Source organism: Amycolatopsis halotolerans (assembly GCF_042647905.1).
Classification (GTDB): Bacteria; Actinomycetota; Actinomycetes; order Mycobacteriales; family Pseudonocardiaceae; genus Amycolatopsis; species Amycolatopsis halotolerans.
Window position 1 is genome coordinate 69,959 of record NZ_JBHRWI010000066.1, and the last position, 24,742, is coordinate 94,700.

Consider the following 24,742-nt stretch of genomic DNA (forward strand, 5'->3'; position numbering starts at 1 on the left):
ACGACCTCGGAAACGGCTTGCGCGGCCGACCAGGATGGGCGTTGTGACCGTTTTGGAAATCCCGCCCGCCTTCGCCGAACGCGCCCCCAAGGTCCTCGGTCCGGAAGCCGTCCCGTGGCTCGCGTCGCTGCCGTCGCTCGCACAGCGGTACGCCCGGAAGTGGGAGCTGGAGTTCGAGGACACCGCCCGGCACGGCTACGTCGGCGTCGTCCAGCCCGCCCGGCGCGCGGACGGCTCCCGCGTCGTGCTCAAACTCGGCTGGGTGGAAGAGGAATCGCGCGACGAACCGCTCGCACTGTCCACATGGGCCGGTCGAGGATCGGTGCTGCTGCACGAGTCCGCGCCCGAGGACGGCGCGATGCTGCTGGAGCGGCTCGACGACAGCCGCACGCTCGACGGCGAACCGCTGCTGCCCGCCGTCGAGATCATGAGCCAACTCGCCCGGCGGCTCGCCGTGCCCGCGCCCGCCGAACTCACCCGCACGCTGTCCGGCATCGCCGAGGAACTGCTCGAAGAACTGCCCAAGTCCTGGCGGGAACTGGGCGAACCGCTCCCCCGCCGGGAGCTGGACGCGGCGCTGGCGGTGTGCCGCGACCTCGGCCCGGAAGCGGGCAACGCGCTGGTGAACGAGGACCTGCATTACGAGAACGTCCTGTCCGGCACCCGCGAACCGTGGCTGGTGATCGACCCGAAGCCGCTCGCCGGCGACCTCGAATACGGCGCGCTTTCGTTGCTGTGGAACCGGTTCAGTGAATCCACACTGGACTCAAAGCTCGCCGCGAGCGGTCTGGACCGCGACCGCGCCAAGGCGTGGACGCTCGTCCGGGCGGTGCAGAACCGGCTGTGGCACGCCCAGGATCTGGTCGATTTCGGCGGTTTGGACGAGGACGACGACGGCCCGTCCGCCGAGGAGCTCCCCGCGCTGACCCGATGGGCGCTGCTTAGCTGAGAATTCGCCGAGTCGCGGCACGAGCGCACACCGGCGCCAGCCGATAGTGTCGGCGCCATGGCAGGCACAAACCGGGTTTACGCAGCACAGCTCGCCGGTCTGCCGGTATTCGGGCCCGACGGGGAATCGATCGGCAAGGTCCGCGACGTAGTCGCTGGCCTGCGGCTCGACCAGCAGCCGCCGCGGATCCTCGGCATGGTCGTGGAGCTGGCGACCCGGCGGCGGGTGTTCGTCCCCATGCTGCGGGTCACCTCGATCGAACCGAACGCCGTGACGCTCGCCACTGGTTCGGTCAACATGCGGCATTTCCACCAGCGGCCCAACGAAGTCCTGGTGTGCGGGCAGCTTCTCGACGCGCACGCGACGCTCACCGGCGCGGAAACCCGGGTGACGGTGGTCGACGCGGCGATGGAGCCGACCCGCACGCGGGACTGGGTGCTGGCGAAGCTCGCCGTCCGCGAGCGCTCGACCCGGCTGGCGCTCGGCCGGCGGCGCGCCGCGATGCAGGTCCTGCCGTGGAGCGAGGTCTCCGGGCTCGGGCTCACCGATCTGACCGGACAGCCCCAAGGCGCCGGCCAGCTGCTGATGCTGTTCGACACGATGCGCGCGGTCGACGTCGCCGCGACGCTGCGCGACCTGCCGATCAAGCGCCGCCACGAGGTCGCCGACGCGATGGACGACGAGCGGCTCGCGGACGTCATCGAGGAGCTTCCCGAGGACGACCAGAAGGAACTGCTGGCCTACCTCGCCGAGGAGCGCGCCGCGGACATCCTCGAGGCGATGAACCCGGACGACGCCGCCGACCTGCTCGCCGAACTCGCCCCGGCCGAGCAGAGCCGGCTGCTGGAATTGATGGAGCCGGAGGAATCCGCGCCGGTCAAACGGTTGCTGGCGTATTCGTCGGACACCGCGGGCGGTCTGATGACGCCGGAACCGGTGGTGCTGACGCCGGACGCGACGATCGCCGAGGCGCTGGCGCACATCCGCAACGCCGAACTCCCCGCCGCGCTCGCCAGCATGGTGTTCGTGTGCCGACCGCCGACCGAAACGCCGACCGGCCGGTTCGTCGGCGTCGTGCATTTCCAGCGACTGCTGCGCGAACCGCCCGCCGAACTGGTCGCGAGTGCCGTGGACACCGACCTCACCGCGTTGCGCCCGGAAGCGACGCTGGCCGAGGTCACCCGGTATTTCGCGGCGTACAACCTGGCGTGCGGCCCGGTCGTCGACGCCGAGGACCATCTGCTCGGCGCCGTCACCGTCGACGACGTGCTCGACCATCTGCTGCCTGACGACTGGCGCGAAACCGGACTGCACGACGTGGCGGACGGTGCTGATCTAGAGGAGGCCGAACGTGCCTGAACTCGGCTCCGGCCGCCGGCTCGACCAGCCGCGCGGCCAGGCCCGCCTGCGGCTGAACATCGACCCGGACACCTTCGGCCGGTTCACCGAGCGGATCGCGCGGTTCCTCGGCACCGGGAAGTACCTGTTCTGGCAGACGCTCATCGTGGTCGTCTGGATCGTGCTGAACCTGACCGCGTTGTCGCTGCAGTGGGACCCGTACCCGTTCATCCTGCTCAACCTGGCGTTCTCGACGCAGGCCGCGTACGCCGCGCCGCTGATCCTGCTCGCGCAGAACCGCCAGGACGACCGGGACCGCGTGTCGCTGGAAGAGGACCGCACGCGCGCCGCGCAGACCAAGGCGGACACCGAGTACCTTGCGCGCGAACTGGCCGCGCTGCGGCTGGCCGTCGGCGAGGTCGCCACCCGCGACTACCTGCGCAGCGAACTCGACCGGCTGCGCGACGATCTCGACGTGGACTCCAAGCCGCGCAAGGCCAAGCAAAGCTGAACTGGGCAGTACGTACGATGGAAGCGTGACTGGTACACAGCAGCTCCCCAGCGTCGACGACGTCCGCACCGCGCTGAAGGACGTGTACGACCCGGAAATCAAGAAACCGATCACCGACCTCGGCATGGTCAAGGACGTGGCGGTCGGCGACGACGGGGTGGTCGACGTCGGGATCTACCTCACGGTCGCGGGCTGCCCGCTGAAGGCGACGCTGACCGCGGACACGAAGAAGGCCGTCTCGAAGCTCCCCGGCGTCGCCGACGTGCGGGTCGAGCTGGACGTGATGAGCGACGAGCAGCGCACCGAGCTGCGCAAATCGCTGCGCGGCGACGCGGCCGAGCCGGTGATCCCGTTCGCGCAGCCGGGTTCGATGACGCGGGTCTACTGCGTGGCGTCCGGCAAGGGCGGCGTCGGCAAGTCGTCGGTGACGGTGAACCTGGCCGTGGCGATGGCCGAGCGCGGGCTGTCGGTCGGCGTGGTGGACGCGGACATCTACGGCCACTCGGTGCCGCGCATGCTGGGCGCGCGCGAGAAGCCGACCAAGGTCGACACGATGATCATGCCGCCGCAGGCGCACGGCGTGAAGGTGATCTCGATCGGCATGTTCACGCCGGGCAACACCCCCGTCGTGTGGCGCGGCCCGATGCTGCACCGCGCGCTGCAGCAGTTCCTCGCCGACGTGTTCTGGGGCGACCTGGACATCCTGCTGCTGGACCTGCCGCCGGGCACCGGCGACATCGCGATTTCGGTGGCGCAGCTGATCCCGAACGCGGAAATCCTCGTGGTGACCACGCCGCAGCAGGCCGCCGCCGAGGTGGCCGAGCGCGCGGGCGCGATCGCGATGCAGACGCGGCAGCGCGTCGCGGGCGTGATCGAGAACATGTCGTGGCTGGAAACCCCGACCGGCGAACGGATCGAGGTCTTCGGCGCGGGCGGCGGCCAGACGGTGGCGGATTCGCTGTCGAAGTCGGTGGGTTCGACGGTGCCGCTGCTGGGCCAGGTCCCGCTCGACCCGCGCCTGCGCGAACAGGGCGACGAGGGCACGCCGATCGTGCTGTCCGATCCGGATGCCCCGGCGGCGCTGGTGCTGAAGGACGCGGCGAAGCAGCTGTCGGTCCGGGCGCGCGGTTTGGCCGGGATGATGCTGAACGTGAGCCCCGCCGGTCGCTGACCCTTTCAAGCAAAAGAGGCGTGCACCCTTTCGCGGGTGCACGCCTCTTTTTTTGTTGCGCTTAGGAGGCGTGCACGGTCACCAGGAGGGCACCGGACTCGCGGAGCGTCACCTTGGTGTCGCCCGGCTTCGTCACGGTCCAGTCGATGTCCTCGGGCTTCTTCGCGGACACGTCGGCCGACTTGTCCGGCAGGTCCTGGACGTCGATGTTCTGCGACTGGTCGGACGTCACCTTGATCTTGACCTTGTTGCCGACCTTGACGTCGACGACCCCGGCCGGCGGCGTGACCTTCCCGCTCTGGTAGGCGACGGTGACCAGCACGTCAACGCCTGCCTCGCCGGTCTCCGCGCCGCGCTTGACGTTCGGCTGCTCACCGGTGGCACTGCCGTTCTCGCTCGCCGGGGCGCTGGACGGAGCCACCGATCCGGACGGCATCGCCGGAGCGGGCACCGAGGTGTAGGTGGCGGGCGCTTTGGTGCTGGGCTCGTCGTCGGCACTGCACCCGGCGACGGCGAAGGCGGCCGCAGCGATCGTTCCGGCCAGCGCAGCCGCACGGCGTGACATATCGGGAACCTCCAGGGTCGGTTGAGCTGATGCTCCTGAGGCTACCCAGCCTGATCAGCGCGTCGCGCGTCGGCTTGGCCAGTCGGTTTCGCATCGGGATCGCCGCGTACCGAGCGGCGTGCGCCGGTCGTGAGTGGCGATCACGGTTCTCACCGGGATCGCCGCGCACGAGGATCAGGTCGCGTCCGGGTCGACCGGCGGACGCTCGCCCGGCTTCAACGGCTCCGGCTGCGGGAGCGCGGTCTGCGGCTTGATCGTCGGCGCCGCGCTCGACCCGTTCCCGTTCGAGCCGTTCAGCTCGTTCTTGAACCCGTTCAACCCCAGCGGATCCGAATCCCCGTCGAACAAATGCTGCGACACCACCCGCTTCGGATCCAGATTGCGCAGGCCGCGCAGATCTTCGAGGGGTTTGCGCAGCTGGTCGAACTCCGGGCCCATCTCCTCGCGCAGCTGCTCGCGCGCGCCGGTCGCGAAGTCGCGGGCCTTGCGGACGCTCTTCGCCATCCAGGCCGCCGCTTCGGGCAGCCGTTCGGGTCCGAGGATGAAAAGCCCGGCGATGATGAGCACGAGGATCTCGCCCCAGCCGACACTGTCGAACACCCGTGAAACCTCCGCTCGGTGCTGCCCCGCCCAAGACTACCCGGGCCGTTTCGCACCCCGGCAGGCCCGAACGTCGCACGCAGCTTAAGAACGGGTGTCAGTCCGACCCGAGCGTGACGTCCACCACGAGCAGCGCGCCGTCGCGGGCCAGCTGCACCGGAACCACCTGGCCGGGGTCGTGGCTGCGCACCGCCACGGTCAGCTCGGCGGAGTCGCGCACGACGTGGTCGCCGATCTTGGTGATCACGTCGCCTTCCTTGATCCCCGCGCCCGCGGCCGGACCGCCCGGGGCGACGTTGCGGACCTGCGCGCCCATCGTCGACGAACCGGCGACCGTCGAGGCCGCGTTGATCCCGATGTCGGCGTGCTTGACCTTGCCGTCCTTGATCAGCGCCTTGGCGATCTTGATGGCGTAGTCGCTGGGAATGGCGAACCCGATGCCGATGCTGCCGCCGTCGGAGCTGGACGAGCGGATCGCGGAGTTGATCCCGACCAGCGCGCCCCTCGAGTCGACGAGCGCCCCGCCCGAGTTGCCGTGGTTGATCGCGGCGTCGGTCTGGATGGCGGAGTAGGTGACCGGAGCCGCCCCGTTGTCGCCGCCCGCGGTGACCGGCCGGTCGAGCGCGCTGACGATGCCGGAGGTGATCGAGTTCTGCAGCGCCAGCGGCGATCCGACCGCGATCACCGCGTCCCCGACCTGCAGATCGGACGATTTGCCGACCTGCATCACGACCGGGTTCGTCACATTGACCTTCACCACGGCGAGGTCGGTTTTCTGATCCGCGCCGACGACCTTGGCCTCGGTGCGGGTCCCGTCGTTGAACACCGCCGTGATCTTCGTAGCCGCGTCGCCGACCGCGGTCGCGACCACGTGCTCGTTCGTGAGGATGTATCCCTGCGGATCGATCACCACGCCGGAACCCTGCTCGCCGCTGTCCGCCCCGGGCTTGACCACCTCGAGCGAAACCACCGCGGGCGCCACCCGCCGCGCGATGTCCGCGAGCGACCCCGGCGGCCGCTCCTTGGCCGCCTCCGCCTCGGAAATCGTGGCGCTGCCGGTCAACGAGGACCCGGTATCCCCGACCCACCAGCCGACCAGCCCGCCGACCGCGCCGATCACCAACGCGACGACCCCCAGCAACGCCAACGCCTTCGGCTGCACCCGCCGCCCGAACAGCACCTCAGGCAAGCTCAACTGCGCACCGCTGGGCAGCTTCGGTTTCTCGCCCTCTTCGTCCTCCGGAACCACCGCGGGCCCAGCCAGCACGGCCCCAGCCGCCGGATCCCGCCAAGGATCGCTGGTGTCAGTCCACAACGGATCTTCCGCGGCGCCGTTCTCCCCGGACGCCTCGAGCGGCCGCTGCAACCGCACGCCCTCGGCCCCAGCAGGCCTGCTGAACGCCTCCGCCAGAGACTCCGGCGTCGGCGGCGCGAGACTGAGCTTCTGCTGCCCGTTCCCGTTAGGCGGCGGGGTGTAAAGCTTGTCGAACGCCCCCTCGACCCCGTGCGGACGCCCGAAGACAGCCGCCTGCTGCTGATCCACCGCGGGCCGCTCAAGCGGCCGAGGACCCAACCGGTCCGTTCCGACGGCACCGGACTGGTCAGGATTAGCGTTCGGCTGGTCGGTCATCATTCCCCGGGAAGCGGTTCAGTACGGCTGGTGGTGGACGATACCCAAGCCTAGGGAGAGTCTGCCCAGGCCGCAGTGAAATGGCTGTTGCCTGCCCTCCTCCCGCCCCCCGCTCTGCCGAACGTCCGTGAGGGGAACCCTCACGGACTCAGAGTCCCTCAGGGTTCCCCTCACGACCCGCCGATGTTCGTGAGGGACCCCTTCACAGCCTCAGATTCCCTCAAGGAGCCCTTCACAGCCCACCCACTCGTCCACCGCCGCCGAGATACGCCCCAACGCCACATTGGGTGCGCCAGACGCACCCAATGTGGCATTCGGTGCATCCCACGCACCCAATGTGGCATTCGGTGCGTCACATGCACCCAATGCCACATTGGGGCGCTAACCAGCCCCCTCGCGAACCGCAGCCGATGCACCCAACCAAGGCAGCCACACCCCCCGCACCCCGATACGAAGCCAAAAACGCGGCGCGGGGGTGCTTGTCAAGGCATCTTTCCCGCCTTGACAAGCACCCCCGCGCCGTCGTCACAATCAGCTTCGGGGTGCCCCACGCAACCGTGGCCGCAATGTCGCCGCCAGGCGACGAGCCGAAACCCCGACGAACTACCGAGCCGCGACAGCAGCCCCAGCCCGAATCACCTCAGGCTCCGGCTCCGGAGCCACAGACCCCGCCTCGCCCCCCGACCGAGGCACAGTCATATGTGCGGGCAGCAAATTCGCGTTAGGCACCCGAACCGGCCCAGTCCCGGTCGACCCTTCCCCGCTATCCGCCGAAGTCCCGACGAGTGCGAGCGCGCTCAGCACGAGCCCGGACACGACGACCCCGGCCCCTTGCGCCGCCCGCTTCCGGCTGAAAGCGAACCGACCGCCGCCGAGCACGTTCGCCGACTGCCCGAGCGGCGCGGTTGTTCCCAACGGCGCCGCACCCCCGAGCACCCCAGCGTCCCGCAACCCGGCCACCCGCTCCGGCCGCTGGATCGCCACCAGCTGACCATCGGCGGTAACCGCGAGATTGTCCGGCGTACCAGGCAGATCAGTGTGTTCCGGAATAGACCGAAGACTGGCCAGGAACCCAGCCGACATCGACGGCGCACCCGCGTCCTTCACCGCGGCGACAGCCTGCCGCTGCGAGGTCACCTCAGCCGCGCAGTCCGGGCAGCGCGCGACGTGCGCCAGCGCCCGGTCGTGGGCGACGGGCGTCAGCTCGCCGTCGACCAGTGCGACGACCGCGTCGGGCATGAGGTGGGATTCGGCGAAACGCCAGCCGGTCATACGGACACCTTCGCAGATTCCTCCCGGGTCGCGCGACGGCGCTCGAGCGACGCGCGCAGCGCCGAGCGGCCGCGGTGGATACGGCTGCGCACGGTGCCGAGCTTGACGCCCAGCGTCGCGCCGATCTCCTCGTACGACAGTCCTTCCACGTCGCACAGCACGACCGCGGCCCGGAACTCCGGGGGCAGCTCGTCGAGCGCCTCCTGCAGGTCCGGGTCAAGATGGGTGTCGCTGTAGTGCTGCTCCGGGCTCGGGTCGTCGCCGACGATCCGGTCGGTGTCCTCGGGCAGTCCCTCCATGCGCACGCGCGAGCGGCGGCGCGCCATGTCGAGGAACAGGTTCGTGGTGATCCGGTGCAGCCAGCCCTCGAAGGTGCCGGGCTTGTAGGACGCGAGCGACCGGAAGACGCGGATGAACGTCTCCTGGGTCAGGTCCTCGGCGTCGTGCGTGTTGCCGGTGAGACGGTAGGCGAGCCGGTACACGCGGTCGGCGTGTTCGCGCACGACCTCGTCCCACGAGGGCGGCGTCCAGGCCGCCTCGGCTGCGTCCACGGTCACCGGAGCGGCCTCCGGCAGTTCGGCGTTCTGCATCGGGGGAGCAGGCACCTCCATCTGGGTCAACTCCTCTTCACCTCTGCCAACGCGGGCCGGGCACACGGTGTTCCCGTGTGGTTGAGACTCAGTTTGCCGAGCTTCCTTATGGAACTCATGAGACCGATCTGAGAGCAGCCTGAGAAGTTGGCCTTTCCAGGGTTTTCGCGGGCTTTCCCGGGGCCGGAAGGCGCTTACCAGGGAGCCTTCGCTGATTTATCGACAACCAGCGCTAACCTTCGCGCGTGAGTTCGGGGACAGAGGCGGCGGCCGAGACCGGGGCGGTCGGCGCCGAGCAGGTCGACGGGTACCTGCCCGACGACGACGTGCTGACCGCGGCGCGGCTGCGCGCGGTCGACCTCGGTTGTGCCCCGCTGGCCCCCGGAGCAGGCACGACGCTGCGTTTTCTCGCCGCGACGGTCGCCGCGCGGGCGGTCGTGGAGGTCGGCACCGGATCCGGCGTGAGCGGGCTGTACCTGCTGCGCGGGATGGCCGCCGACGGCGTGCTGACCTCGATCGACGTCGAGCCGGAGTACCAGCGGGCGGCGCGCAAGACCTTCCTCGAAGCGGGCTACCCGCCGGGCCGGATGCGGCTCATCGTCGGCCGCGCGCTGGACGTGCTGCCGCGGCTCACCCCTGGCGGCTACGACCTGGTGTTCGTCGACGCCGCGCGGATCGAGTACCCCGGCTACTACGAGCAGGGCGTCGCGCTGCTGCGCCGCGGCGGGGTGATCGTGTTCCACCAGGTCCTGGCAGGCGGACGGCTCACCGACCCGGCTCGGCGCGACCCGGAGACGATGGCGCTGCGCGAAGTCGCGCGGGCCGTGCGCGAGGACGACCGGCTGATCCCGGCGCTGCTGCCGGTCGGCGGCGGGCTCTTGGTGGCCACGGCCTGCTCCTGAGCGCTTAGCTGCGCACCAGCACTCGCTCGGCGCTCCGCATCCGCGTGCCCACCTGCACCGCAGCCACAGCCAGCCCCAGCCACACCACTACGGCAACGATCAGCCAGTTCCACCCGGCCCGCCCGTAAACAACACTGCCGACCCCGCCGCCGACGCTGCTGCCCAGGTAGTACATGAGCATGTACAGCCCGCCGACCTGGCCGCGCGCGTTCTCCGGGGCCTCGGCCGCGGCCCAACTGTTCGCGATCGAGTGCGCGGCGAAGAAGGCTGTCGTCAGCACGAGAAAACCGACGACGATCAGCGGCAGCGAATCCGGGATCGTCAGCAACGCACCGACCGCAGTGAGCAACAGCACTCCGACCAGCGCCTGCCGACGCCCGATCCGCGCGGACAGCCGGTTGGCTGTGGCCGACGAAACCGAGCCCAGCGCGTACGACACGAACACCAGCGACGCGATCGCCGGCGACAGGTTCAGCGGCTCTCCGGTCAGCCGGAACCCGGCCGCGTTGTACAGCGCGACGAACGCGCCCATAGCCAGCAGCGCGACGGCGTACTGCGCGAGCAACACCGGCCGCCGCACCGCGGTCAGCAGGCCGACGCCGATATCGCGCAGGCCCTGCCGCTCCCCCGTCTTGACCGGCGAAGGCGGCAGCATCACGACCGTCACGACCGCGCAGACCAGGGAAATCCCAGTGACCACGTACAGCGCGCCGCGCCAGCCGAACGGACCGGCGGTGAACCCGGTGGCCAGCCGTCCGGTCATGCCGCCGATGGTGTTGCCCGCGATCATCGCCCCGACCGCCGCCGCGACGCCGGTCTTCCCGAGGCGTTCCACGAGGTAAGCCGTTGCCACGCCGGGGAATCCGGCGATCGCGACGCCCTGCACCGCGCGCAGCACCAGCAGCAGCGAGTAGTCCGGCACCAGCGGCAGCAAGAGCCCGAGCACCGAGGAGAGCACGACGGACGCGATGATCACCGGCCGCCGGCCGACCACCTCGGACAAGGCGGCGATGGGCAGCACGGAGATCGCCAGCGCACCGGTCGCCACGCTCACCGCGAGCGCCGCGCCGCCGGGGTCGAGGTGGTACTGCCCGGCGAGCTGCGGCAGGACCGCCTGCGGCGCGTAGAGCAGGGCGAACGACGTGAAGCCCGCGGCGGCGACCGCGACCTTGACCCGGCGGGCGGAGGAGAGCATGACCTTGAAAGTAAGCTTGGCTAATCAATACGTCTAATACGTTGATCTGCGATCATTCATACCGTGCCGAATGAGAGCCTCACCGCGCAGCTCGTCCCGCACCTGTCTCTGCTGGCCACGCTGCGAAGCACCGGAAACGTCACCCGCACGGCCGAGATCCTCGGAGTGCCGCAACCCACAGTCAGCAGGCGGCTGGCCGCGCTCGGACAGGCCCTCGGCGCGCCGCTGACCGTGCCTGACGGCCGGGGCGTCCGGCTCACCCGCGCCGCCGAACTGCTGGCCGACGCGGCAGAACGCGCACTGCCGGTGGTCGACGCCGGGGTCCGCCTCGCGCGCGAGGAGATCGAACCGGCGAGCGGCCGCGTCGTGCTCGGATTTCTGCACCTGCTCGGCCGGTCGCTGGTGCCGGAACTGCTGCGCGCGTATCGCGAACAGGCCCCGACCGCCCGGTTCTCCCTCGTCCAGGGTTCGTTGCGGGACATGGTCGACCGGCTCGTGTCCGGCGAACTCGATCTCGCCCTGCTGGCCCCGGTCGTCGAGGACGAGCGGCTGGAGACGGTCGTCCTCGACCGGCAGCCGATCCACCTCTCGGTCCCCGCCGGACATCGGCTCGCCGGACGACGCAGCGTGCGCGTGGCGGAGCTGACCGACGAGCCGTTCGTGCTCCTCGAGCCCGGCTACGGCCTGCGAAGGATCACCGACGACCTCTGCGCCGCCGCCGGCTTCACGCCCAAGGTCGCCTTCGAGGGCCAGGAATCCGACACTGTCCGCGGACTCGTCGGCGCTGGTCTGGGCGTCGCGCTCCTGCCACGCTTCGAACCCGGCTCCCCCGCGGGTGTCGCGGAGGTGCCGCTGCACCCGCCGGTCCACCGGACGATCGGGCTCGCCTGGCGTGCCGGGGAGCCGCTTTCGCCCGCCGTTCAAGCGTTCCGGGACCAGGTGCTCGACCGGACGGGCTAGCGGCCGGGGTGGTATTTGTATCCCGGTACCGTGCTACCGTTTCCGGTATAGAAATACCGGAACCTGAGGACGCGAGGTAGTCGTGATCGAGCTGAAGACGCCTGCGGAGATCGACCGCATGCACGTGACCGGGCAGTTCATCGCCGAGGTGCTGACCGAGGTCGGCAAGCTCGCCGACGTCGGCGTGAACCTGATGGACCTGGAGCACCACGTGCGCGGCATGATCAAGCGGCGCGGGGCCGTCTCGTGCTACTGGGACTACGCGCCGTCGTTCGGCGAAGGCCCGTTCCGCAACGTCATCTGCCTGTCGGTCAACGACGCCGTCCTGCACGGCCTGCCGCACGACTACACCCTGCGCGACGGCGACGTGCTCACCGCGGACATCGCGGTCACCATCGACGGCTGGGCGGCGGACTCGGCGCGCACGGTCATCGTCGGCACGCCCGCCGAAGAGGACCAGCAGATCATCCGGGCCACCGAGGAAGCGCTGGAAGCCGCGATCAAAGCGGCGCGCGCGGGCAACCGGCTCGGCGACATCTCGGCCGCGATCGAGGCGGTCGCGACCGGCTACGGCTACCCGGTCAACACCGAGTTCGGCGGCCACGGCATCGGCCGCACCATGCACGGCGAGCCGCACGTGTCCAACCGCGGCAAGGCAGGCCGGGGCATGAAGCTCCGCCCGGGCCTGACGCTCGCGCTGGAACCGTGGCTGGCGCGCACGACGGACAAGATCGTCTACGACCCGGACGGCTGGACCATCCGTTCCGCCGACGGCTCGCGCACAGCGCATTCGGAGCACACGGTGGCCATCACCGATGGAGAGCCGATCGTGCTTACCCGCCGGGAGGAAGAGCTGTCGGGCAAGAACTAGCCCTCGTAGGAGGCCGCGAACTCCACCAACGTCCGAGCAGCGAACCCCGACGCGCCAGGCACCACGTCGTCATACGGCTTGTCCGCGCGCGCCGGGCCCGCGATGTCCAGGTGCGCCCACGGCAACCCCGCCGTGAACTCGCGCAGGAACAGCGCCGCCATGATCCCGCCGGGGCCGCCGGGGGCCTGCCGGACGTCGCCCAGCTCGCCTTCGATACCGGTCGCGTAGTCCTCGACCAGCGGCATCCGCCACCACGCCTCACCAGCGCGGGCACCGGCCTCGACCACTCGGGCGGCGAGGTCGTCGTCGGTCGCGAAGAAGCCGCCGGTGCGCACGCCCAGCGACACCTTCATCGCGCCGGTCAGCGTGGCCGCGTCGACGATCAGGTCCGGCTTGAACTGGGCGATCCCGTACGCGAGCGCGTCGGCCATCACCATCCGGCCCTCGGCGTCGGTGTTGCCGACCTCGGTGGTCTGGCCGCCGTAGTGCCGCACGATGTCGCCCGGCCGGTACGAGCCGCCGGAGACGTGGTTTTCCGCGGCGGGCACCAGCGCGGTGACGCGCACCGGCAGCTTCAGCTCGGCGATCGCGCGCATCGCGGCGATCACGGCCGCGCCGCCCGCCATGTCGGTGCGCATCAGGTGCATGCCGTCGGCCGGCTTCAGCGAAATGCCGCCGGTGTCGAAGGTGATCCCCTTGCCCACGAACAGCAGGTGCTTCGTCGCGCCGCGCGGACGGTGCGTCATTTCGATCAAGCGCGGCGGCGAAGCCGAACCGCCGCCGACCGCGAGGACTCCGCCGAACCCCTTGTCGGCGAGCCACTTCTCGTCTCGCACGGTCACGTCGACAGTGCCGCCAAGCACCTTCGCCGCAGTGTTCGCCAGCCATGCCGGGTTCTTGATGTTCGACGGCGTGTTCGCGAGATCACGTGTAAAGGCAGCAGCCGCCGCGAGAACGCGTACGCGCGCGACTGCGTCTGCGTACACGGGCACGGCGCGCTCGTGCGCGACAACGAGGCGTACGGCGGGCACGGGAGGCTTCGGCTCTGTCGTGGTGACCACGAACCGGTAGCCGCCCAGCGACAGTCCAACCGCGAATTCGGCGGCGTGCTCCACTGTCGCGTCTTCGGGCAGTACGACCTGGACTGTCCGGATGGGACGGTTCTCGGCCGCTTCGCGCATCGCGCGCGCCAACGCGGCACCGGTCCGGCGAAAGTCCTTCGGCGCGCCTTCGCCGATACCGGCGACCCAGCGCGGACCGTCGCCGTCTTCGGGCACGTCGCGTACTTCGGCGGTGCGTCCGCTCGACCCGTACGCTGCGCCTTCCTCCGCCGCGACCAGCACTGCTCGCGGGATTCCGCGGCGTGTCGCGGCGACGACCTCGATTTCGGGCAGCTTCGTGGGAACGGGTGGTAGCGAGTTACGCACAGCGAGCAACCTTAGGGCGCAGACGAACCGACCCCGGCCTCCAAGAGGAGACCGGGGTGCACAGTGGACAGAGAGGGGAGAGCGCAGGTCAGCCAGTGACCTCCTGCAGCGCAGCGCCGAGGTCCTTCGCTTCCTCCGCGGAGAGCTCGACGACCAGCCGGCCGCCACCCTCCAGTGGCACCCGCATGACGAGGCCCCGCCCCTCCTTGGTCACTTCGAGGGGACCATCTCCGGTCCGGGGCTTCATGGCCGCCATAGCGTGCTCCCTCCGTCTCAACCGGCGCGCCCGGGTCGCGCACTCCCATGCCAGCCGGGTCTCGTCCCCCATTGTCCCTCATCAGCGCCCGGGCGCGAACGCGGACCGATCATTTGCCGCCGCATCGGTGCTGGTATGCCGCCCGCCGAGGGTGCGAGACTCAGTCCCGAGAACCCGAGCCGCCGCTTCAGAGGAGCATTTCGTGACCACATCCGACGTCCTGTTGACCGCCGACGCCGACGGCGTGCGCACCCTGACCCTGAACCGGCCGGAGGCGTACAACTCGCTGACCGTCGAGCTCAAGGAGCGCCTGATCGCCGAGCTGCGCGCGGCCGCCGAGGACCCGGACGTCCGCTCCGTCGTGCTCACCGGGACCGGCAAGGCGTTCTGCGCCGGACAGGACCTCAAGGAGCACGTCGGCCTGCTGCAGGCGAACGACCCGGCCCCGCTGCACACGGTCAGCGACCACTACAACCCGATCGTCAAGGCCATCACCGGGATGCCGAAGCCGGTCATCGCGGCGGTGAACGGCACCGCGGCTGGGGCTGGGGCGGCCTTCGCTTATGCGAGTGACCTGCGGATCGCGGCTGAGTCGTCTTCGTTTTTGATGGCGTTCGCGAATGTCGGGCTGGGGCCGGACTCCGGGGCGTCTTGGACGTTGCAGCGGTTGATCGGGTACGGGCGGGCTGCTGAGTTGATGTTGATGGCTCGGACTGTGGACTCGGCTGAGGCGCTGCGGATCGGGCTTGTCGGGGAGGTCGTGCCGGACGAGGAGCTGGCGGCTCGGGCACAGAAGGTGGCGGCGAAGTTGGCTGGGGGGCCGACTGTGGCTTACGCGAAGATCAAGGGGGTGTTGGCGGTGGCGGCCGAGTCTTCGTTGGAGGAGGCGTTGGCGGCTGAGGATGCTGCGCAGACTGCTCTTGGGGCCACTGCTGATCACACTGAGGCGGTGGAGGCGTTTGTGGGGAAGAGGAAGCCTAATTTTCAGGGGAAGTGAGCGGCTGCGCCGCTGAAAAGAAGGTTGCGGTGGGGCACCCCGAAGCTTGATTGTGCTGACGGTCTGGGGTGGCTTGTCAAGGCGGGAAAGATGCCTTGACAAGCCACCCCAGACCGCAGAGAAGGCTTCGTATCGGGGTGCGGGGGGAGGGGCTGGGTGCGCCGATTGTCGGGTGCATCGGCTGCGGTTTAGGGCTGTGAGGGGAACCCTGAGGGACTCTGAGTCCCTGAAGGTGGCCCTCACGCTGCGCGGAAGCAGCCTTTTACGTGGTCGTCGACCATGCCGGTGGCTTGCATCAGGGCGTAGCAGGTGGTGGGGCCCAGGAAGGCGAAGCCGCGCTTCTTCAGGTCTTTGGCCATGGCCTTCGACTCGTCAGTGATCGCCGGTACGTCGGCCATGGTGCGGGGGCGGCGGTGTTTTGTCGGGGCGAAGGACCACAGCAGCTTGTCTAGCGGGATGTCCAGGTCTGCCACTGCGCGGGCGTTCTTCACTGCCGCTTCGATTTTCGCGCGGTTGCGGACGATGCCGGCGTCCTGCATCAGGCGTTCGACGTCCTTCTCCTTGAAGCGCGCGACCTTCTCGGGGGCGAAGCCTCGGAAGGCTTTTCGGAAGTTCTCGCGTTTGCGCAGGATGGTGATCCAGGACAGTCCGGACTGGAACGACTCTAGGCACAGGCGTTCGTACAGCTCCGCCTCGCCGTGCAGCGGGACGCCCCACTCCTCGTCGTGGTACGTCGCGTAGTCGGGGGCTGAGTTGCCCCAGCTGCAGCGGGCGATGCCGTCTTCGCCCAGCAGTTCCGTCATTGCTCCCCCATTGAATAGTTCTCCGCGAACCTCGCGAACTGGCGCAGCGAATGGCGTACTCCCAGGGCGAACGCGGGGCGCGCTAAGGGCCAGCCTGCGCGGCCCAGCAGGCCGAACGGCAGTTTGAGGTGTTCGGCCCAGACGAAGGTGCAGTGCCCGGCACCCTTCGACAGCACTTGGAAGACGCCGGTTCCCTGCACGAAGCTGCCCAGGTGGCGCACCGTGCAGCGCAGGGGCGGTTCCCAGGTCGTGATTTCCATGGTGTCGGTGAAACCGATGCCGCCGAAGCCGGTGAAGGCCGACAGCTTCGAGCCGACGCTGCGGCCGTTGCCTTCGACGACCCGCACCCGCGTGCCCAGCATCCACTCGCCTTGGCGGGCCCAGTCGGTGAGCGCTAGCCAGGTCGTGCCAGCCGGTGCCGCGACGTCTACCGACAGCACCAGGTCACTCACCTGTCGGCCTCCGGTGCGCCGCTTCGCGCGGTTGCCGCGCGGCTTCCAGGCGGGCGACACGTTCGCGCAGTTCGTCCAGTTCAACGCCGGTCCTGCGCAGCACCCAGTCTACTTCGGACATCTTGTACCCGCGGAACACGAGCTGGAAGCGCACCTGGCGGACGTCCTCGCCGGTGATGTCCTCGGCGGGCAGGCGGGTGGGCGAGCTGCCGGGCGGCAGCGGCGCCAGTTCCTCGCCCCGGCCGAACACCACAGCGGCCAGCAGGAACACCACGGCGGCCACCAGCAGCATGACTACGAGGTAGATCAGCGCGGTCGTCACGCGACGATCGTGGCACACCGTCCCCAGGAACGTCGCGCTAGCACGACAAGTCGGAACGACAGGACCACCCACGAGACCATCAGCAGACCGCACGGACCGCTGAGGAACAGGCGCGCGGCGTCGACCACTCCGGTCGCTCCGATCAGGAGCAGGATCGAGAACAGGTTGAGGCCCACCGCGATCGCGGCCAGCACCCGGCAGACGCTGGCCGTGCGCACGCCGCCGAAGCGGCGGCTCAGCAACCTCGTGCTCAGCAGAGCGAGAAGGCCGAGGACCGGCACGGCGTAGAGCGCGGCGTGGGTGAGCTGCGTGACGTACGGGTACCAGCCGGGGTTCGGGGTGGTCAGCCGCGACCAGGAACCGTAGGTGAAGATGCGCGCCAGCTCCCACGACGCTTGCATCGCCGGTACGCCGAGAACGAGCAGCCACAGCGTCCGTACGCCGTTGTGCATGCTCAGTTCCGCTTGGTAGTCGTCGGCAACCTCGCGGACGTGGCCGAAATCCACTACCGCGCGGCGTTGCGCCTCTGTCTCGCTCCAGCCGCCCTCGCGGTACGCCTCGGCCGCGTCCCGCAGACCGTCGCATGCTTCGGCGAGCAGGTCCGCCTTCGCGCCGCGGCGGCCGACCAGCACCCGGTCCAATTCGGCCAGGTAGCCGTCGATCGGGCTGGTCGTGGCCCGGCTTGTCGTGGTCATGGTTCCAGCACCCCGCCGATCACCGTGGTGAACTCCCGCCACTGCGCCCGTTCCGCGGCCAGCGCCTGCTGTCCGGCGCGAGTGAGCCGGTAGGTGCGCCGTTTGCGGCCGGACACCACGTCCCATTCGCTCGCCAGCCAGCCGGCGCGCTCGAGCCGGCGCAACGCCGGGTACACCGTGCCGGTGGGCAGGTCGAGCGCCCCGTCGCTGCGCAGCGACAGCGCCTCGATGATCGCGTAGCCGTGCAGCTTGCGGCCGTCGAGGACGGCGAGCAGCAACGCGTCGAGGTGTCCGCGCAACGTGTCCGCTTTCATAGGTCGGCAGTCTACTCATCTTGTCCTTGGCAGGCTAATCTCCGCCGCCCGCGGAACCGTCCGGGAAAAACCCTGAGATCACCCCGATCTCATGAGTTTGCCCGCTACATGTAGCCAAACTACGTATAGGCTCCGTCGGCATGGACCCACTGCCGATCGCGAGACTCCAGTTCGCGACCACCACCTCGCTTCACTTCCTGTTTGTCCTGCTCACCTTGGGTTTGGTGACCATGGTGGCGATCATGCAGACGCGCGCGACGATCCGCGGCGGCGAGCAGCCGCACCGGATGACCGCGTTCTGGGGCCGTCTGTACGTGGTCAACTACGCACTGGGAATCGTCACCGGAATCGTGATGGAATTCCAGTTCGGGATGACCTGGACCGGGCTGTCCGCGTTCGCCGGGGACGTTTTCGGCGCGCCGCTCGCGATCGAGACGCTGGTGGCGTTCTTCCTGGAATCGACGTTCCTCGGACTGTGGATCTTCGGCCGCGGCCGGATGAACAAGTGGCTGCATCTGGCGGTGCTGTGGCTGGTCACGCTGACCGCGTACGCCTCGGCGCTGTTCATCATGGTCGCCAACTCCTTCCTGCAGAACCCGGTGGGCTCGCGGATGGAGAACGGCGTGCTGCGCCTGGACGACTTCGGCGCGTTGTTCGCCAACCCGGCGCTGGTCGCGTCGCTGCCGCACGTCGTCGGGGCCGCGCTGCTGACCGGCGGGTTCTTCGTGACCGGGGTCAGTGCGTACCACTTTCTCAAGCGCACCAGCGAGATCGACTTCTTCCGCCGGTCGCTGCGGATGGGCGTCGTGACGTCGCTGATCGGGAGCGTGCTGGTGGTGCAGGCCGGGTTCGCGCAGTTCGCGGAGATCGCCGGGTACCAGCCGGACAAGTTCAAGGGTTCGGTCGGCGTCGGGCTGCCGCTCGGGATGATGATCATGGTCGGCTTCTTCGCGTTCTTCGCCTCGCTGATCGGCACGCTGCTGCTGTTCCGCGACCTGCTGCTGCGAGCGCGGCCGGTGCTCTTCCTGATGGTGCCGGGGATCGCCGTGCCGTTTATCGCCGCGATCCTGGGCTGGCTGGTCCGCGAGATCGGCCGTCAGCCGTGGCTGGTGTGGGGCAAGCTGCGCACCGCGGACGCGGTCGCCGACGTCAGCGGCGGGCAGATCCTGTTCTCCTTCATCGCCTTCACGCTGTTGTTCGTCGTGCTGGCCATCGCCGACTGGGTGCTGCTGGCGCGGATCGCCAAACGCGGTCCGGCGGTCGCGGCGACGGAACCCGAACTTCCCGTCCTGAGTGGAGTGTGACCCGTGGTGACGATCTGGTGGGGTGTGCTCGGTTTGCTGCTGGGCGGCTACTTCGCGCTGGCTGGCTACGACTACGGCGTCGGGATGCTGCTGCCCGCGATCTCCCGTGACGAGCCTGGACAGCGACGGGTGCTCGGCGCGGTGGGCCCGTTCTTCCTGGCCAACGAGGTGTGGCTGGTCGCGGCCGTCGGGGTGCTGTTCGGCGCCTTCCCGCACCTGGAAGGGCGGGTGTTCGCCGGGGCTTACGTGCTGGTCGTGCTGTTGCTGCTGGGATTGGTCACGTTCACCGCGGCAGTGCAGCTGCGGAGTCGGCATCCGGAGGGCAACCGGCGCGGATGGACGTTCGCCATTGCCGCGGGTGCGCTGGTCACTGCGGTCTCGTGGGGATTGTTCCTCGGCAACCTCGTGCACGGGCTTCCGCTCGACGCGCAAGGCCGTCCGGTCGACGACGTTCTGGCGCTGTTCAATCCTTATGCGGCGCTGTGGGGGCTCGGGTTCGTCGCGCTGTTCTGCCTGCAGGGACTGGTTTTCCTCGCGGTCCGTGGTCCGGTGGAGATCGCCGGCCGGGTTCGGCGACTGACTCGGTCCTTCCTGGCTCCGGTCGGCGTGTTTCTGGTGATTGCGACAGCTTGGGGCGCTTTCTCGGTTTCCCACGTTTCCTGGGCGGCGTTAGCGGTTGTCGCCATCGCGTTCGCGGCCTACCTAACTGTCCTCTTCGGACTCCGTCGACCCCGGCTGGCGTTGCCCGCCGTAATGCTTCTGAGCGCTTGCCCGGCGCTGCTGGTCGGCGTGCTGCGGTTCCCGGTCGTCTTGGCCTCCGGCACGGGCTACCAGCTGACCGTCGATCAGGCCGCCACCACGCCGGACATGGCCGCGGTGATCGGCTGGTTCGCCGCACCCGCGCTTCTCGTGCTGGTCGCCGTGCAGTGGCTGACCTGGCGGGCACACCGGCGTCCGGTCGACGAGAAGTCGTTGCTGCACTTCTGAGGGAGTCTCGCCATGCCTGCGCTACCTGGTCTCCGCGGTTATCTCGCGGCGCTCGCCGTGCTGGGTGTCGTCACCGCTGTCTCCGCGCTCGTCCAGGCGGACGGGCTGGCGACCCTGCTCACCGGCGGCGGCGTTTCGGTCGCCCTGTTCGTCGCCGTCGGGGCGCGGATCCTGCTCGCCGCCGGACAGGGCCTGCTCACCAGCCGTTTCGCGGCTTCGGCACAAGCAGGTCTGCGTCGCCGGTTGCTCGACGCGACCGGCGACCCCGGCGCGACCGCCACCCGAATCACCAAAGGCGTCGATGCCACGGCGACCTATCTCACCGGCTACCTGCCCGCGATGATCCTGTCCGTACTGGTGCCAATCGCTGTACTGACAATGCTTTTCACCGCAGACCTGACCTCCGCGTTAATCGTTACCGCCACCGTTCCGTTGATCCCGCTCTTCGGCGCATTGATCGGCGCGCACACAAAAGCGCGTACCCAATGGACACTGCTGACCAGGCTGGGCGGGCACTTTCTCGACGTCGTCCGCGGCTTGCCGACGCTCAAGTTGTTCGGCCGCGCGCAAGCCCAGGTCCGCATCGTGCGCGAGATGGCCGACGCGCACGCCGACGCCACCATCCGGACGTTGAAAGTCGCCTTTCTGTCGGCGCTGGTCCTGGAACTCGTCGCGACCCTGTCTATCGCACTTGTCGCAGTACCCATCGGATTCCGACTGCTGTCCGGCTCGATGACCGCGCATACCGCGATGTTGATCCTGGTCCTCACCCGGAGGCGTACTTGCCGCTGCGCGCGGCCGGAGCGAAGTTCCACGCCGCTACCGAAGGACTCACCGCGCTGAAAGAGATCCTTGCCGCACCAACCACAGTCCGCCAATCCGGCACGCAGACACGTCGCCTCGGCCCGTCGGAAGTGGTGTTCGACCGTGTCTCCGTGCATTACGGCAAAACCTGCGCATTGTCCGAAGTGGACTTAACAATTGACCCCGGCGAACACCTCGCCTTGGTCGGACCGAGCGGTTCCGGCAAGTCCACCCTGCTCGCGGTACTACTGGGTTTCGTCGAGCCAACCTCCGGCCGAGTCCTGATCGACGGCATCGACCTGCGCACCCTCGACCATTCGTCCTGGCTGCGCGACACCGCGTGGCTGCCACAACGTCCGACACTGTTTCGCGGCACCCTCAAGGAAAACACCGGCGGACGACGGGTCGACGACATCGTCATCGACCTCCCCGACGGTTACGCGACGCAGATCGGCGAACTGGGTGCCGGACTGTCCGCTGGACAACGGCAACGCGTCGGCCTGGCCCGAGCCTTGTCCCGCACCGAAGCCGGGCTGGTCCTGCTGGACGAACCCACCGCCCGCCTCGACGCGCGCACTGAAGCAACCGTGCTGGCAGGAGCGAGGGAACTGCTGCCCGGCCGCACCGCGGTCCTGGTCGCGCACCGACCGGCGCTGGCCGCACTCGCGTCGCGGACGGTCGAACTCAACCACGGGGTGACCGTATGAAACTCGTCCGCGCGACCCTGCTCGCCGTCGGCGCCGAACTCGCCGGGCTCGGACTGACCGGAACCGCGGCGTGGCTGCTCATGCGCGCCGCCGAACAACCTCCGCTCGCCGCACTCACGCTCGCGATCGTCGCCGTGCGGGTTTTCGCACTGGCCCGCGGCGGACTCCGTTACGCCGAACGCCTTGCCGGACACGACGTCGTCCTCCGCTACCTCGGATCTCTGCGAACCCGGGTGTACCAAGCGCTTCTCCCCCGCCGCGTCGCCGAACACTCCGGCGCGGATCTGGTCACGCGTCTAGTGTCCGATGTGGACGCTGTACAGGACGCCATTCTCCGGCTCGCGCTACCGGCTGCGGTCGCGGGAACTGTCGGTATCGCGGTGGTGATTTTCGCCGGGCTGGTAAGCCTTCCGCTCGCCGGGATCGTCCTCATCGGACTACTCGCGGCCTCAATTCTGCTGGTTCCCAGAGGAAAGACACCTGAGAAACGACAGGAGCTCGCCGAACGCACCGTAGAACTCGTCCTCGGCCGCGACGAACTGCTCGCCTACGGCTGGGAACAACGCGAGAAAGAACGCGCGACCAAGGTGATCCAGGCACTAGCCGCAGGCTCCCGTCGCACCGGCCGCCGCCTGGCCCTGGTCACCGCCGCCGGAGCAGCCGTCCAGTTCGCGACCACCGCCGCAGTCGCATTGCTCAGCCCGGCAAGCATCCCGGTCACCGCTGCCCTCACCCTGACCACGATGGCCCTGTTCGAACTGGTCCTGCCGCTCCTCACTGCCGCCGAACGCCTCCCCGAAATCCGGGCGTCGCTGAGCCGAGTACGCGCCGTCCTCGCCGCCCCAGCACCTGCCCCGGAACCCGCCCCCGGTCCAGGCCATTTCCGGCTGACCAACGTCGGCGTGCACTATCCCGCCCGACGAGCCGCACTCGAAGGCATCGACCTCGACCTGCCGCCCGGCACCCGGCTGGGCATCCTCGGCCCCTCCGGAGCCGGAAAAACGACCCTGCTGCACGTCCTGCTCGGCTTCGTCTCCCCCACATCCGGCACGGTCACCGTCGACGGCCGTCCCGTGGCCGGACCACACCCCGCCGTGATCTCCGGAGCACTCGCCGACGCGCACGTCTTCGCCACGACCGTCCGCGAAAACCTGCTGCTCGCCAACCCGGAAGCCACCGACGACGACCTGCGCGCCGCCTGCGAAACCGCGGGCTTCGACCTCCCGCTGGACCGAGACACCGGCCAAGACGGCGACGCTCTCTCCGGCGGTCAGCGCCAACGGCTGATCCTCGCCCGCGCCGTGCTCGCCGCACCGCCGGTCCTGGTCCTCGACGAACCGGTGGAAGGCCTCGACCCCGCACACGGCGACGAGGTCCTGGCCCGAGTTCTCGCGCAGGCTAAGGGAACCGTCGTGCTGGTGACACACCGGCCGGAGCACGTCCACGGGTTCGACCAGGTCCTCACCCTCGAGGAAGGGCGACTGGCGCTCACTGTTCCCGGGTGAGCTGAATCGGCGGGTCCATCGGATGAATGTGGAACACGTCGTTGGCGTCGACATACATGTTCACTTCCGGCGCACCTCGGAACAGAGCCACCGCGACGTTGTCGAGCCGGACCCGTCCTCCGCCGAGATGGGTGATCCCCTTCGGCTCGTCGAGCTTGGCCAGCCAGTCAGCCTGCTTCGGGTCCATCGTGGCGAGGTAAGTCCCGGTCCGGCCGGAGCGGATCTCGTGGTCGGCCAGGACGTCGCCCCACTGGGCGAGCGTGAGGATCTCGCGGATCGCGGCACCGAGCGTCTCGCGCCCTCCGTGCTCCACCGGTCCGTAGCTCGCCCGGCGGGCCAGCCCGCCGTGCCAGTAGCTGTAGTCGTCGCCGGGCACTGTCCGGACGACCGTGTGCCACGAGAGGCGCCGGTAATAGGGATGCGGGGCCAGTTCAGCCCAGCCGACCGGGAACCCGTCGCGGCTGCCGTCGTCCGCACAGACCCGCACGACCTTGCGATCCGGCTGCCGGATGGCCAGATTGCGCAGTTTCACCTGATGCACGGTGCTGGAATCCAGCCGGTCTTTGGCCACGCCCATCGCCCCCCCCGGTCACTTGAGCCGAATCGGCCCCGAACGTAGCGCGCCGCGATGACATTTCAGTGAAAACCACCGCGTGTCCAATGTGGACGGACGTCACGGCTGCCGAGCGGCAAGAACCTCCCGCATCGGGGGCCGGTCCGCCACCGGCACCTCCGTCGCGTCCGGCACCCATTCCCCGGACACCTGCACGAACTGCGTGAACCGCGCCGCCTCCGCGCTCGGCATCCCGCAGCGGGCCAACGCCGTGCCGAGGATCTGCCGGGCCATCACGCCGAGCTGCAGCAGCGACCGGTTTCGGTGTTTGCGCACGCCGAGGTTGACCTGTGCCAAGCCGTCGAGGCCGTAGCGCTCCTCGGCGTCCAGCAGCAGGCCGATCTCCACGCCGTACCCCCCGGCGAACGGCACCGACTCCAGGAACTCTCGCGTGCCCGCGTACTCGCCGCCGAGCGGCTGCACCAGTTCGCCCAGCGCCGGGCGCAGCGCGGACAGCACCGGCCGCGCCAGCAGTTCGGTGACCCGGCCGCCGCCGGTGCTCTCCAGCCGCAGCGGGCGGCGGTAGAAGCCTTTGACCAGGTGCACCCCGTCCTCGGTGAGCAGCGGGCCGAGCAGCGAGGGCACGAAGGCCGGGTCCGGGTCGACCAGGTCGGAGTCGAGGAACACCACCAGGTCCCCGGTCGTCGCGGCGAGCGAGCGCCACAGCACCTCGCCCTTGCCGGGGCGCGGCGTCAGCTCCGGCACGACGTCCTCGCGGCGCACCACACGAGCGCCCGCGGCCGCGGCGACCTCGACGGTCGCGTCCGTGGAACCCGAGTCGACGACCACCAGCTCGTCGACGACCCCGCCGAGCAGCGGGCGCACCGACGCGACCACCGCGGCGACCGTTTCCTCCTCGTCCAGCGCCGGCAGCACGACCGACACGGTCCGGCCGCGTTTGGCGGCGAGGATGTCCGCGGCGCTCCACCCGGGCTCCTGCCAGGTGCGACGGTGAAACCAGCTCATGGAGGCGATCGTGCCATGCTGGAGCCGGTGCCCGAT

26 protein-coding genes and 1 pseudogene are annotated in these 24,742 nt (G+C 69.4%); 12 read left to right on the plus strand and 15 right to left on the minus strand.

Annotated features, from left to right (window positions below; all coding sequences use genetic code 11):
• Positions 1–34 precede the first annotated feature (34 nt).
• The 4 genes from ACFORO_RS41030 to ACFORO_RS41045 are packed head-to-tail and all read left to right on the plus strand — an operon-like array spanning position 35 to position 3,969.
• Positions 35–949: an aminoglycoside phosphotransferase family protein gene (locus ACFORO_RS41030; RefSeq protein WP_377873093.1), complete on the plus strand. Its 915-nt coding sequence runs from the start codon at positions 35–37 to the stop codon at positions 947–949.
• A gap of 57 nt (positions 950–1,006) precedes the next feature.
• Positions 1,007–2,308, plus strand: coding sequence for a magnesium transporter MgtE N-terminal domain-containing protein (locus tag ACFORO_RS41035; protein ID WP_354750981.1), 1,302 nt, complete (start codon positions 1,007–1,009; stop codon positions 2,306–2,308).
• A complete protein-coding gene (locus ACFORO_RS41040) occupies positions 2,301–2,798 on the plus strand; it encodes a DUF1003 domain-containing protein (RefSeq protein ID WP_354750980.1) in 498 nt (165 codons plus the stop codon). Before ACFORO_RS41035 ends, ACFORO_RS41040 begins: the two co-directional genes overlap by 8 nt.
• 25 nt (positions 2,799–2,823) lie before the next feature.
• Complete coding sequence (locus ACFORO_RS41045; protein WP_377873094.1) at positions 2,824–3,969, plus strand: Mrp/NBP35 family ATP-binding protein; 1,146 nt, start codon at positions 2,824–2,826, stop codon at positions 3,967–3,969.
• Between the two features lie 61 nt (positions 3,970–4,030).
• Here ACFORO_RS41045 and ACFORO_RS41050 read toward each other — a convergent pair whose 3' ends face one another.
• The 5 genes from ACFORO_RS41050 to sigE all read right to left on the minus strand — a co-directional run bounded on the left by ACFORO_RS41050 (position 4,031) and on the right by sigE (position 8,647).
• Positions 4,031–4,534: a hypothetical protein gene (locus ACFORO_RS41050; RefSeq protein WP_377873095.1), complete on the minus strand. Its 504-nt coding sequence runs from the start codon at positions 4,532–4,534 to the stop codon at positions 4,031–4,033.
• Between the two features lie 174 nt (positions 4,535–4,708).
• Positions 4,709–5,134 (minus strand): Sec-independent protein translocase protein TatB, encoded by a 426-nt coding sequence (gene tatB, locus ACFORO_RS41055; RefSeq protein WP_354750977.1) that lies wholly within the window; start codon positions 5,132–5,134, stop codon positions 4,709–4,711.
• 97 nt (positions 5,135–5,231) lie between these two features.
• The gene (locus ACFORO_RS41060) at positions 5,232–6,764 is read right to left on the minus strand and encodes a trypsin-like peptidase domain-containing protein (protein ID WP_354750976.1); all 1,533 of its coding nucleotides are present in this window, start codon (positions 6,762–6,764) and stop codon (positions 5,232–5,234) included.
• Between the two features lie 603 nt (positions 6,765–7,367).
• Positions 7,368–8,036, minus strand: coding sequence for an anti-sigma factor family protein (locus tag ACFORO_RS41065; RefSeq protein ID WP_354751187.1), 669 nt, complete (start codon positions 8,034–8,036; stop codon positions 7,368–7,370).
• Positions 8,033–8,647 (minus strand): RNA polymerase sigma factor SigE, encoded by a 615-nt coding sequence (sigE, locus tag ACFORO_RS41070; RefSeq protein WP_354751188.1) that lies wholly within the window; start codon positions 8,645–8,647, stop codon positions 8,033–8,035. The genes ACFORO_RS41065 and sigE overlap by 4 nt, the downstream gene beginning before the upstream one ends.
• Positions 8,648–8,871: 224 nt before the next feature.
• On the opposite strand from sigE, the gene ACFORO_RS41075 reads away from it, so the two are divergent.
• Entirely contained in the window at positions 8,872–9,528 is a 657-nt protein-coding gene (locus ACFORO_RS41075) for an O-methyltransferase (RefSeq protein ID WP_354751186.1), read from the plus strand.
• A gap of 4 nt (positions 9,529–9,532) precedes the next feature.
• Here the strand turns inward: ACFORO_RS41075 and ACFORO_RS41080 are convergent, their stop codons facing one another.
• Positions 9,533–10,723 (minus strand): MFS transporter, encoded by a 1,191-nt coding sequence (locus ACFORO_RS41080; protein WP_377875458.1) that lies wholly within the window; start codon positions 10,721–10,723, stop codon positions 9,533–9,535.
• A gap of 63 nt (positions 10,724–10,786) precedes the next feature.
• Between ACFORO_RS41080 and ACFORO_RS41085 the strand changes: the two genes are divergently transcribed.
• Both ACFORO_RS41085 and map read left to right on the plus strand, forming a co-directional pair.
• Positions 10,787–11,683, plus strand: a complete 897-nt coding sequence (locus tag ACFORO_RS41085) for a LysR family transcriptional regulator (RefSeq protein ID WP_377875456.1) — start codon at positions 10,787–10,789, stop codon at positions 11,681–11,683.
• 82 nt (positions 11,684–11,765) lie between these two features.
• On the plus strand, positions 11,766–12,554 hold the full coding sequence (gene map / locus ACFORO_RS41090) for a type I methionyl aminopeptidase (protein ID WP_377875454.1): 789 nt from the start codon (positions 11,766–11,768) through the stop codon (positions 12,552–12,554).
• Here map and ACFORO_RS41095 read toward each other — a convergent pair.
• Together ACFORO_RS41095 and ACFORO_RS41100 are read right to left on the minus strand one after the other, a co-directional pair.
• Complete coding sequence (locus ACFORO_RS41095; protein WP_377875452.1) at positions 12,551–13,981, minus strand: leucyl aminopeptidase family protein; 1,431 nt, start codon at positions 13,979–13,981, stop codon at positions 12,551–12,553. The two genes, map and ACFORO_RS41095, sit on opposite strands and share 4 nt — an antisense overlap.
• Positions 13,982–14,069: 88 nt before the next feature.
• Positions 14,070–14,237: a DUF3117 domain-containing protein gene (locus tag ACFORO_RS41100; protein ID WP_005155393.1), complete on the minus strand. Its 168-nt coding sequence runs from the start codon at positions 14,235–14,237 to the stop codon at positions 14,070–14,072.
• Between the two features lie 202 nt (positions 14,238–14,439).
• Between ACFORO_RS41100 and ACFORO_RS41105 the strand changes: the two genes are divergently transcribed.
• A complete protein-coding gene (locus ACFORO_RS41105) occupies positions 14,440–15,234 on the plus strand; it encodes an enoyl-CoA hydratase-related protein (RefSeq protein ID WP_377875448.1) in 795 nt (264 codons plus the stop codon).
• Positions 15,235–15,473: 239 nt separating this feature from the next.
• Here ACFORO_RS41105 and ACFORO_RS41110 read toward each other — a convergent pair whose 3' ends face one another.
• The 5 genes from ACFORO_RS41110 to ACFORO_RS41130 are packed head-to-tail and all read right to left on the minus strand — an operon-like array spanning position 15,474 to position 17,820.
• Entirely contained in the window at positions 15,474–16,037 is a 564-nt protein-coding gene (locus ACFORO_RS41110; protein WP_377875446.1) for a DNA-3-methyladenine glycosylase I, read from the minus strand.
• Positions 16,034–16,489 (minus strand): SRPBCC family protein, encoded by a 456-nt coding sequence (locus tag ACFORO_RS41115; protein ID WP_354750993.1) that lies wholly within the window; start codon positions 16,487–16,489, stop codon positions 16,034–16,036. Before ACFORO_RS41115 ends, ACFORO_RS41110 begins: the two co-directional genes overlap by 4 nt.
• Positions 16,482–16,811, minus strand: a complete 330-nt coding sequence (locus ACFORO_RS41120; RefSeq protein ID WP_377875444.1) for a DivIVA domain-containing protein — start codon at positions 16,809–16,811, stop codon at positions 16,482–16,484. Before ACFORO_RS41120 ends, ACFORO_RS41115 begins: the two co-directional genes overlap by 8 nt.
• A complete protein-coding gene (locus tag ACFORO_RS41125; protein WP_377875442.1) occupies positions 16,808–17,506 on the minus strand; it encodes a permease prefix domain 1-containing protein in 699 nt (232 codons plus the stop codon). Before ACFORO_RS41125 ends, ACFORO_RS41120 begins: the two co-directional genes overlap by 4 nt.
• Positions 17,503–17,820 (minus strand): helix-turn-helix transcriptional regulator, encoded by a 318-nt coding sequence (locus ACFORO_RS41130; protein WP_354750996.1) that lies wholly within the window; start codon positions 17,818–17,820, stop codon positions 17,503–17,505. Before ACFORO_RS41130 ends, ACFORO_RS41125 begins: the two co-directional genes overlap by 4 nt.
• A gap of 140 nt (positions 17,821–17,960) precedes the next feature.
• Between ACFORO_RS41130 and ACFORO_RS41135 the strand changes: the two genes are divergently transcribed.
• The 4 genes and pseudogenes from ACFORO_RS41135 (at position 17,961) to cydC (ending at position 23,127) form a co-directional block, all read left to right on the plus strand.
• Positions 17,961–19,124, plus strand: coding sequence for a cytochrome ubiquinol oxidase subunit I (locus tag ACFORO_RS41135; protein WP_377875439.1), 1,164 nt, complete (start codon positions 17,961–17,963; stop codon positions 19,122–19,124).
• A 3-nt stretch (positions 19,125–19,127) separates the two neighbouring features.
• Entirely contained in the window at positions 19,128–20,111 is a 984-nt protein-coding gene (locus tag ACFORO_RS41140; protein WP_377875437.1) for a cytochrome d ubiquinol oxidase subunit II, read from the plus strand.
• Positions 20,112–20,123: 12 nt separating this feature from the next.
• Positions 20,124–21,622 (plus strand): annotated as a pseudogene (gene cydD / locus ACFORO_RS41145) (thiol reductant ABC exporter subunit CydD).
• Positions 21,619–23,127, plus strand: coding sequence for a thiol reductant ABC exporter subunit CydC (gene cydC / locus ACFORO_RS41150; RefSeq protein ID WP_377875435.1), 1,509 nt, complete (start codon positions 21,619–21,621; stop codon positions 23,125–23,127). Before cydD ends, cydC begins: the two are co-directional and overlap by 4 nt.
• On the opposite strand, the gene ACFORO_RS41155 is transcribed toward cydC, so the two are convergent.
• Positions 23,111–23,704: a hypothetical protein gene (locus ACFORO_RS41155; RefSeq protein ID WP_377875433.1), complete on the minus strand. Its 594-nt coding sequence runs from the start codon at positions 23,702–23,704 to the stop codon at positions 23,111–23,113. The two genes, cydC and ACFORO_RS41155, sit on opposite strands and share 17 nt — an antisense overlap.
• Positions 23,705–23,800: 96 nt before the next feature.
• Entirely contained in the window at positions 23,801–24,706 is a 906-nt protein-coding gene (locus ACFORO_RS41160) for a glucosyl-3-phosphoglycerate synthase (protein ID WP_354751002.1), read from the minus strand.
• Between the last annotated feature and the right edge of the window lie 36 nt (positions 24,707–24,742).

What these genes read in the sequence shown, in the direction of transcription:
- ACFORO_RS41030 (WP_377873093.1), top strand. Translation starts at nt 35, where the DNA reads ATGGGCGTTGTGACCGTTTTGGAAATCCCGCCCGCCTTCGCCGAACGC.
- ACFORO_RS41035 (WP_354750981.1), top strand. Translation starts at nt 1,007, where the DNA reads ATGGCAGGCACAAACCGGGTTTACGCAGCACAGCTCGCCGGTCTGCCG.
- ACFORO_RS41050 (WP_377873095.1), bottom strand. Translation starts at nt 4,534, where the DNA reads ATGTCACGCCGTGCGGCTGCGCTGGCCGGAACGATCGCTGCGGCCGCC.
- ACFORO_RS41060 (WP_354750976.1), bottom strand. Translation starts at nt 6,764, where the DNA reads ATGACCGACCAGCCGAACGCTAATCCTGACCAGTCCGGTGCCGTCGGA.
- ACFORO_RS41065 (WP_354751187.1), bottom strand. Translation starts at nt 8,036, where the DNA reads ATGACCGGCTGGCGTTTCGCCGAATCCCACCTCATGCCCGACGCGGTC.
- sigE (WP_354751188.1), bottom strand. Translation starts at nt 8,647, where the DNA reads ATGGAGGTGCCTGCTCCCCCGATGCAGAACGCCGAACTGCCGGAGGCC.
- ACFORO_RS41080 (WP_377875458.1), bottom strand. Translation starts at nt 10,723, where the DNA reads ATGCTCTCCTCCGCCCGCCGGGTCAAGGTCGCGGTCGCCGCCGCGGGC.
- ACFORO_RS41100 (WP_005155393.1), bottom strand. Translation starts at nt 14,237, where the DNA reads ATGGCGGCCATGAAGCCCCGGACCGGAGATGGTCCCCTCGAAGTGACC.
- ACFORO_RS41110 (WP_377875446.1), bottom strand. Translation starts at nt 16,037, where the DNA reads ATGACGGAACTGCTGGGCGAAGACGGCATCGCCCGCTGCAGCTGGGGC.
- ACFORO_RS41125 (WP_377875442.1), bottom strand. Translation starts at nt 17,506, where the DNA reads ATGACCACGACAAGCCGGGCCACGACCAGCCCGATCGACGGCTACCTG.
- ACFORO_RS41130 (WP_354750996.1), bottom strand. Translation starts at nt 17,820, where the DNA reads ATGAAAGCGGACACGTTGCGCGGACACCTCGACGCGTTGCTGCTCGCC.
- ACFORO_RS41135 (WP_377875439.1), top strand. Translation starts at nt 17,961, where the DNA reads ATGGACCCACTGCCGATCGCGAGACTCCAGTTCGCGACCACCACCTCG.
- cydC (WP_377875435.1), top strand. Translation starts at nt 21,619, where the DNA reads ATGAAACTCGTCCGCGCGACCCTGCTCGCCGTCGGCGCCGAACTCGCC.
- ACFORO_RS41155 (WP_377875433.1), bottom strand. Translation starts at nt 23,704, where the DNA reads ATGGGCGTGGCCAAAGACCGGCTGGATTCCAGCACCGTGCATCAGGTG.
- ACFORO_RS41160 (WP_354751002.1), bottom strand. Translation starts at nt 24,706, where the DNA reads ATGAGCTGGTTTCACCGTCGCACCTGGCAGGAGCCCGGGTGGAGCGCC.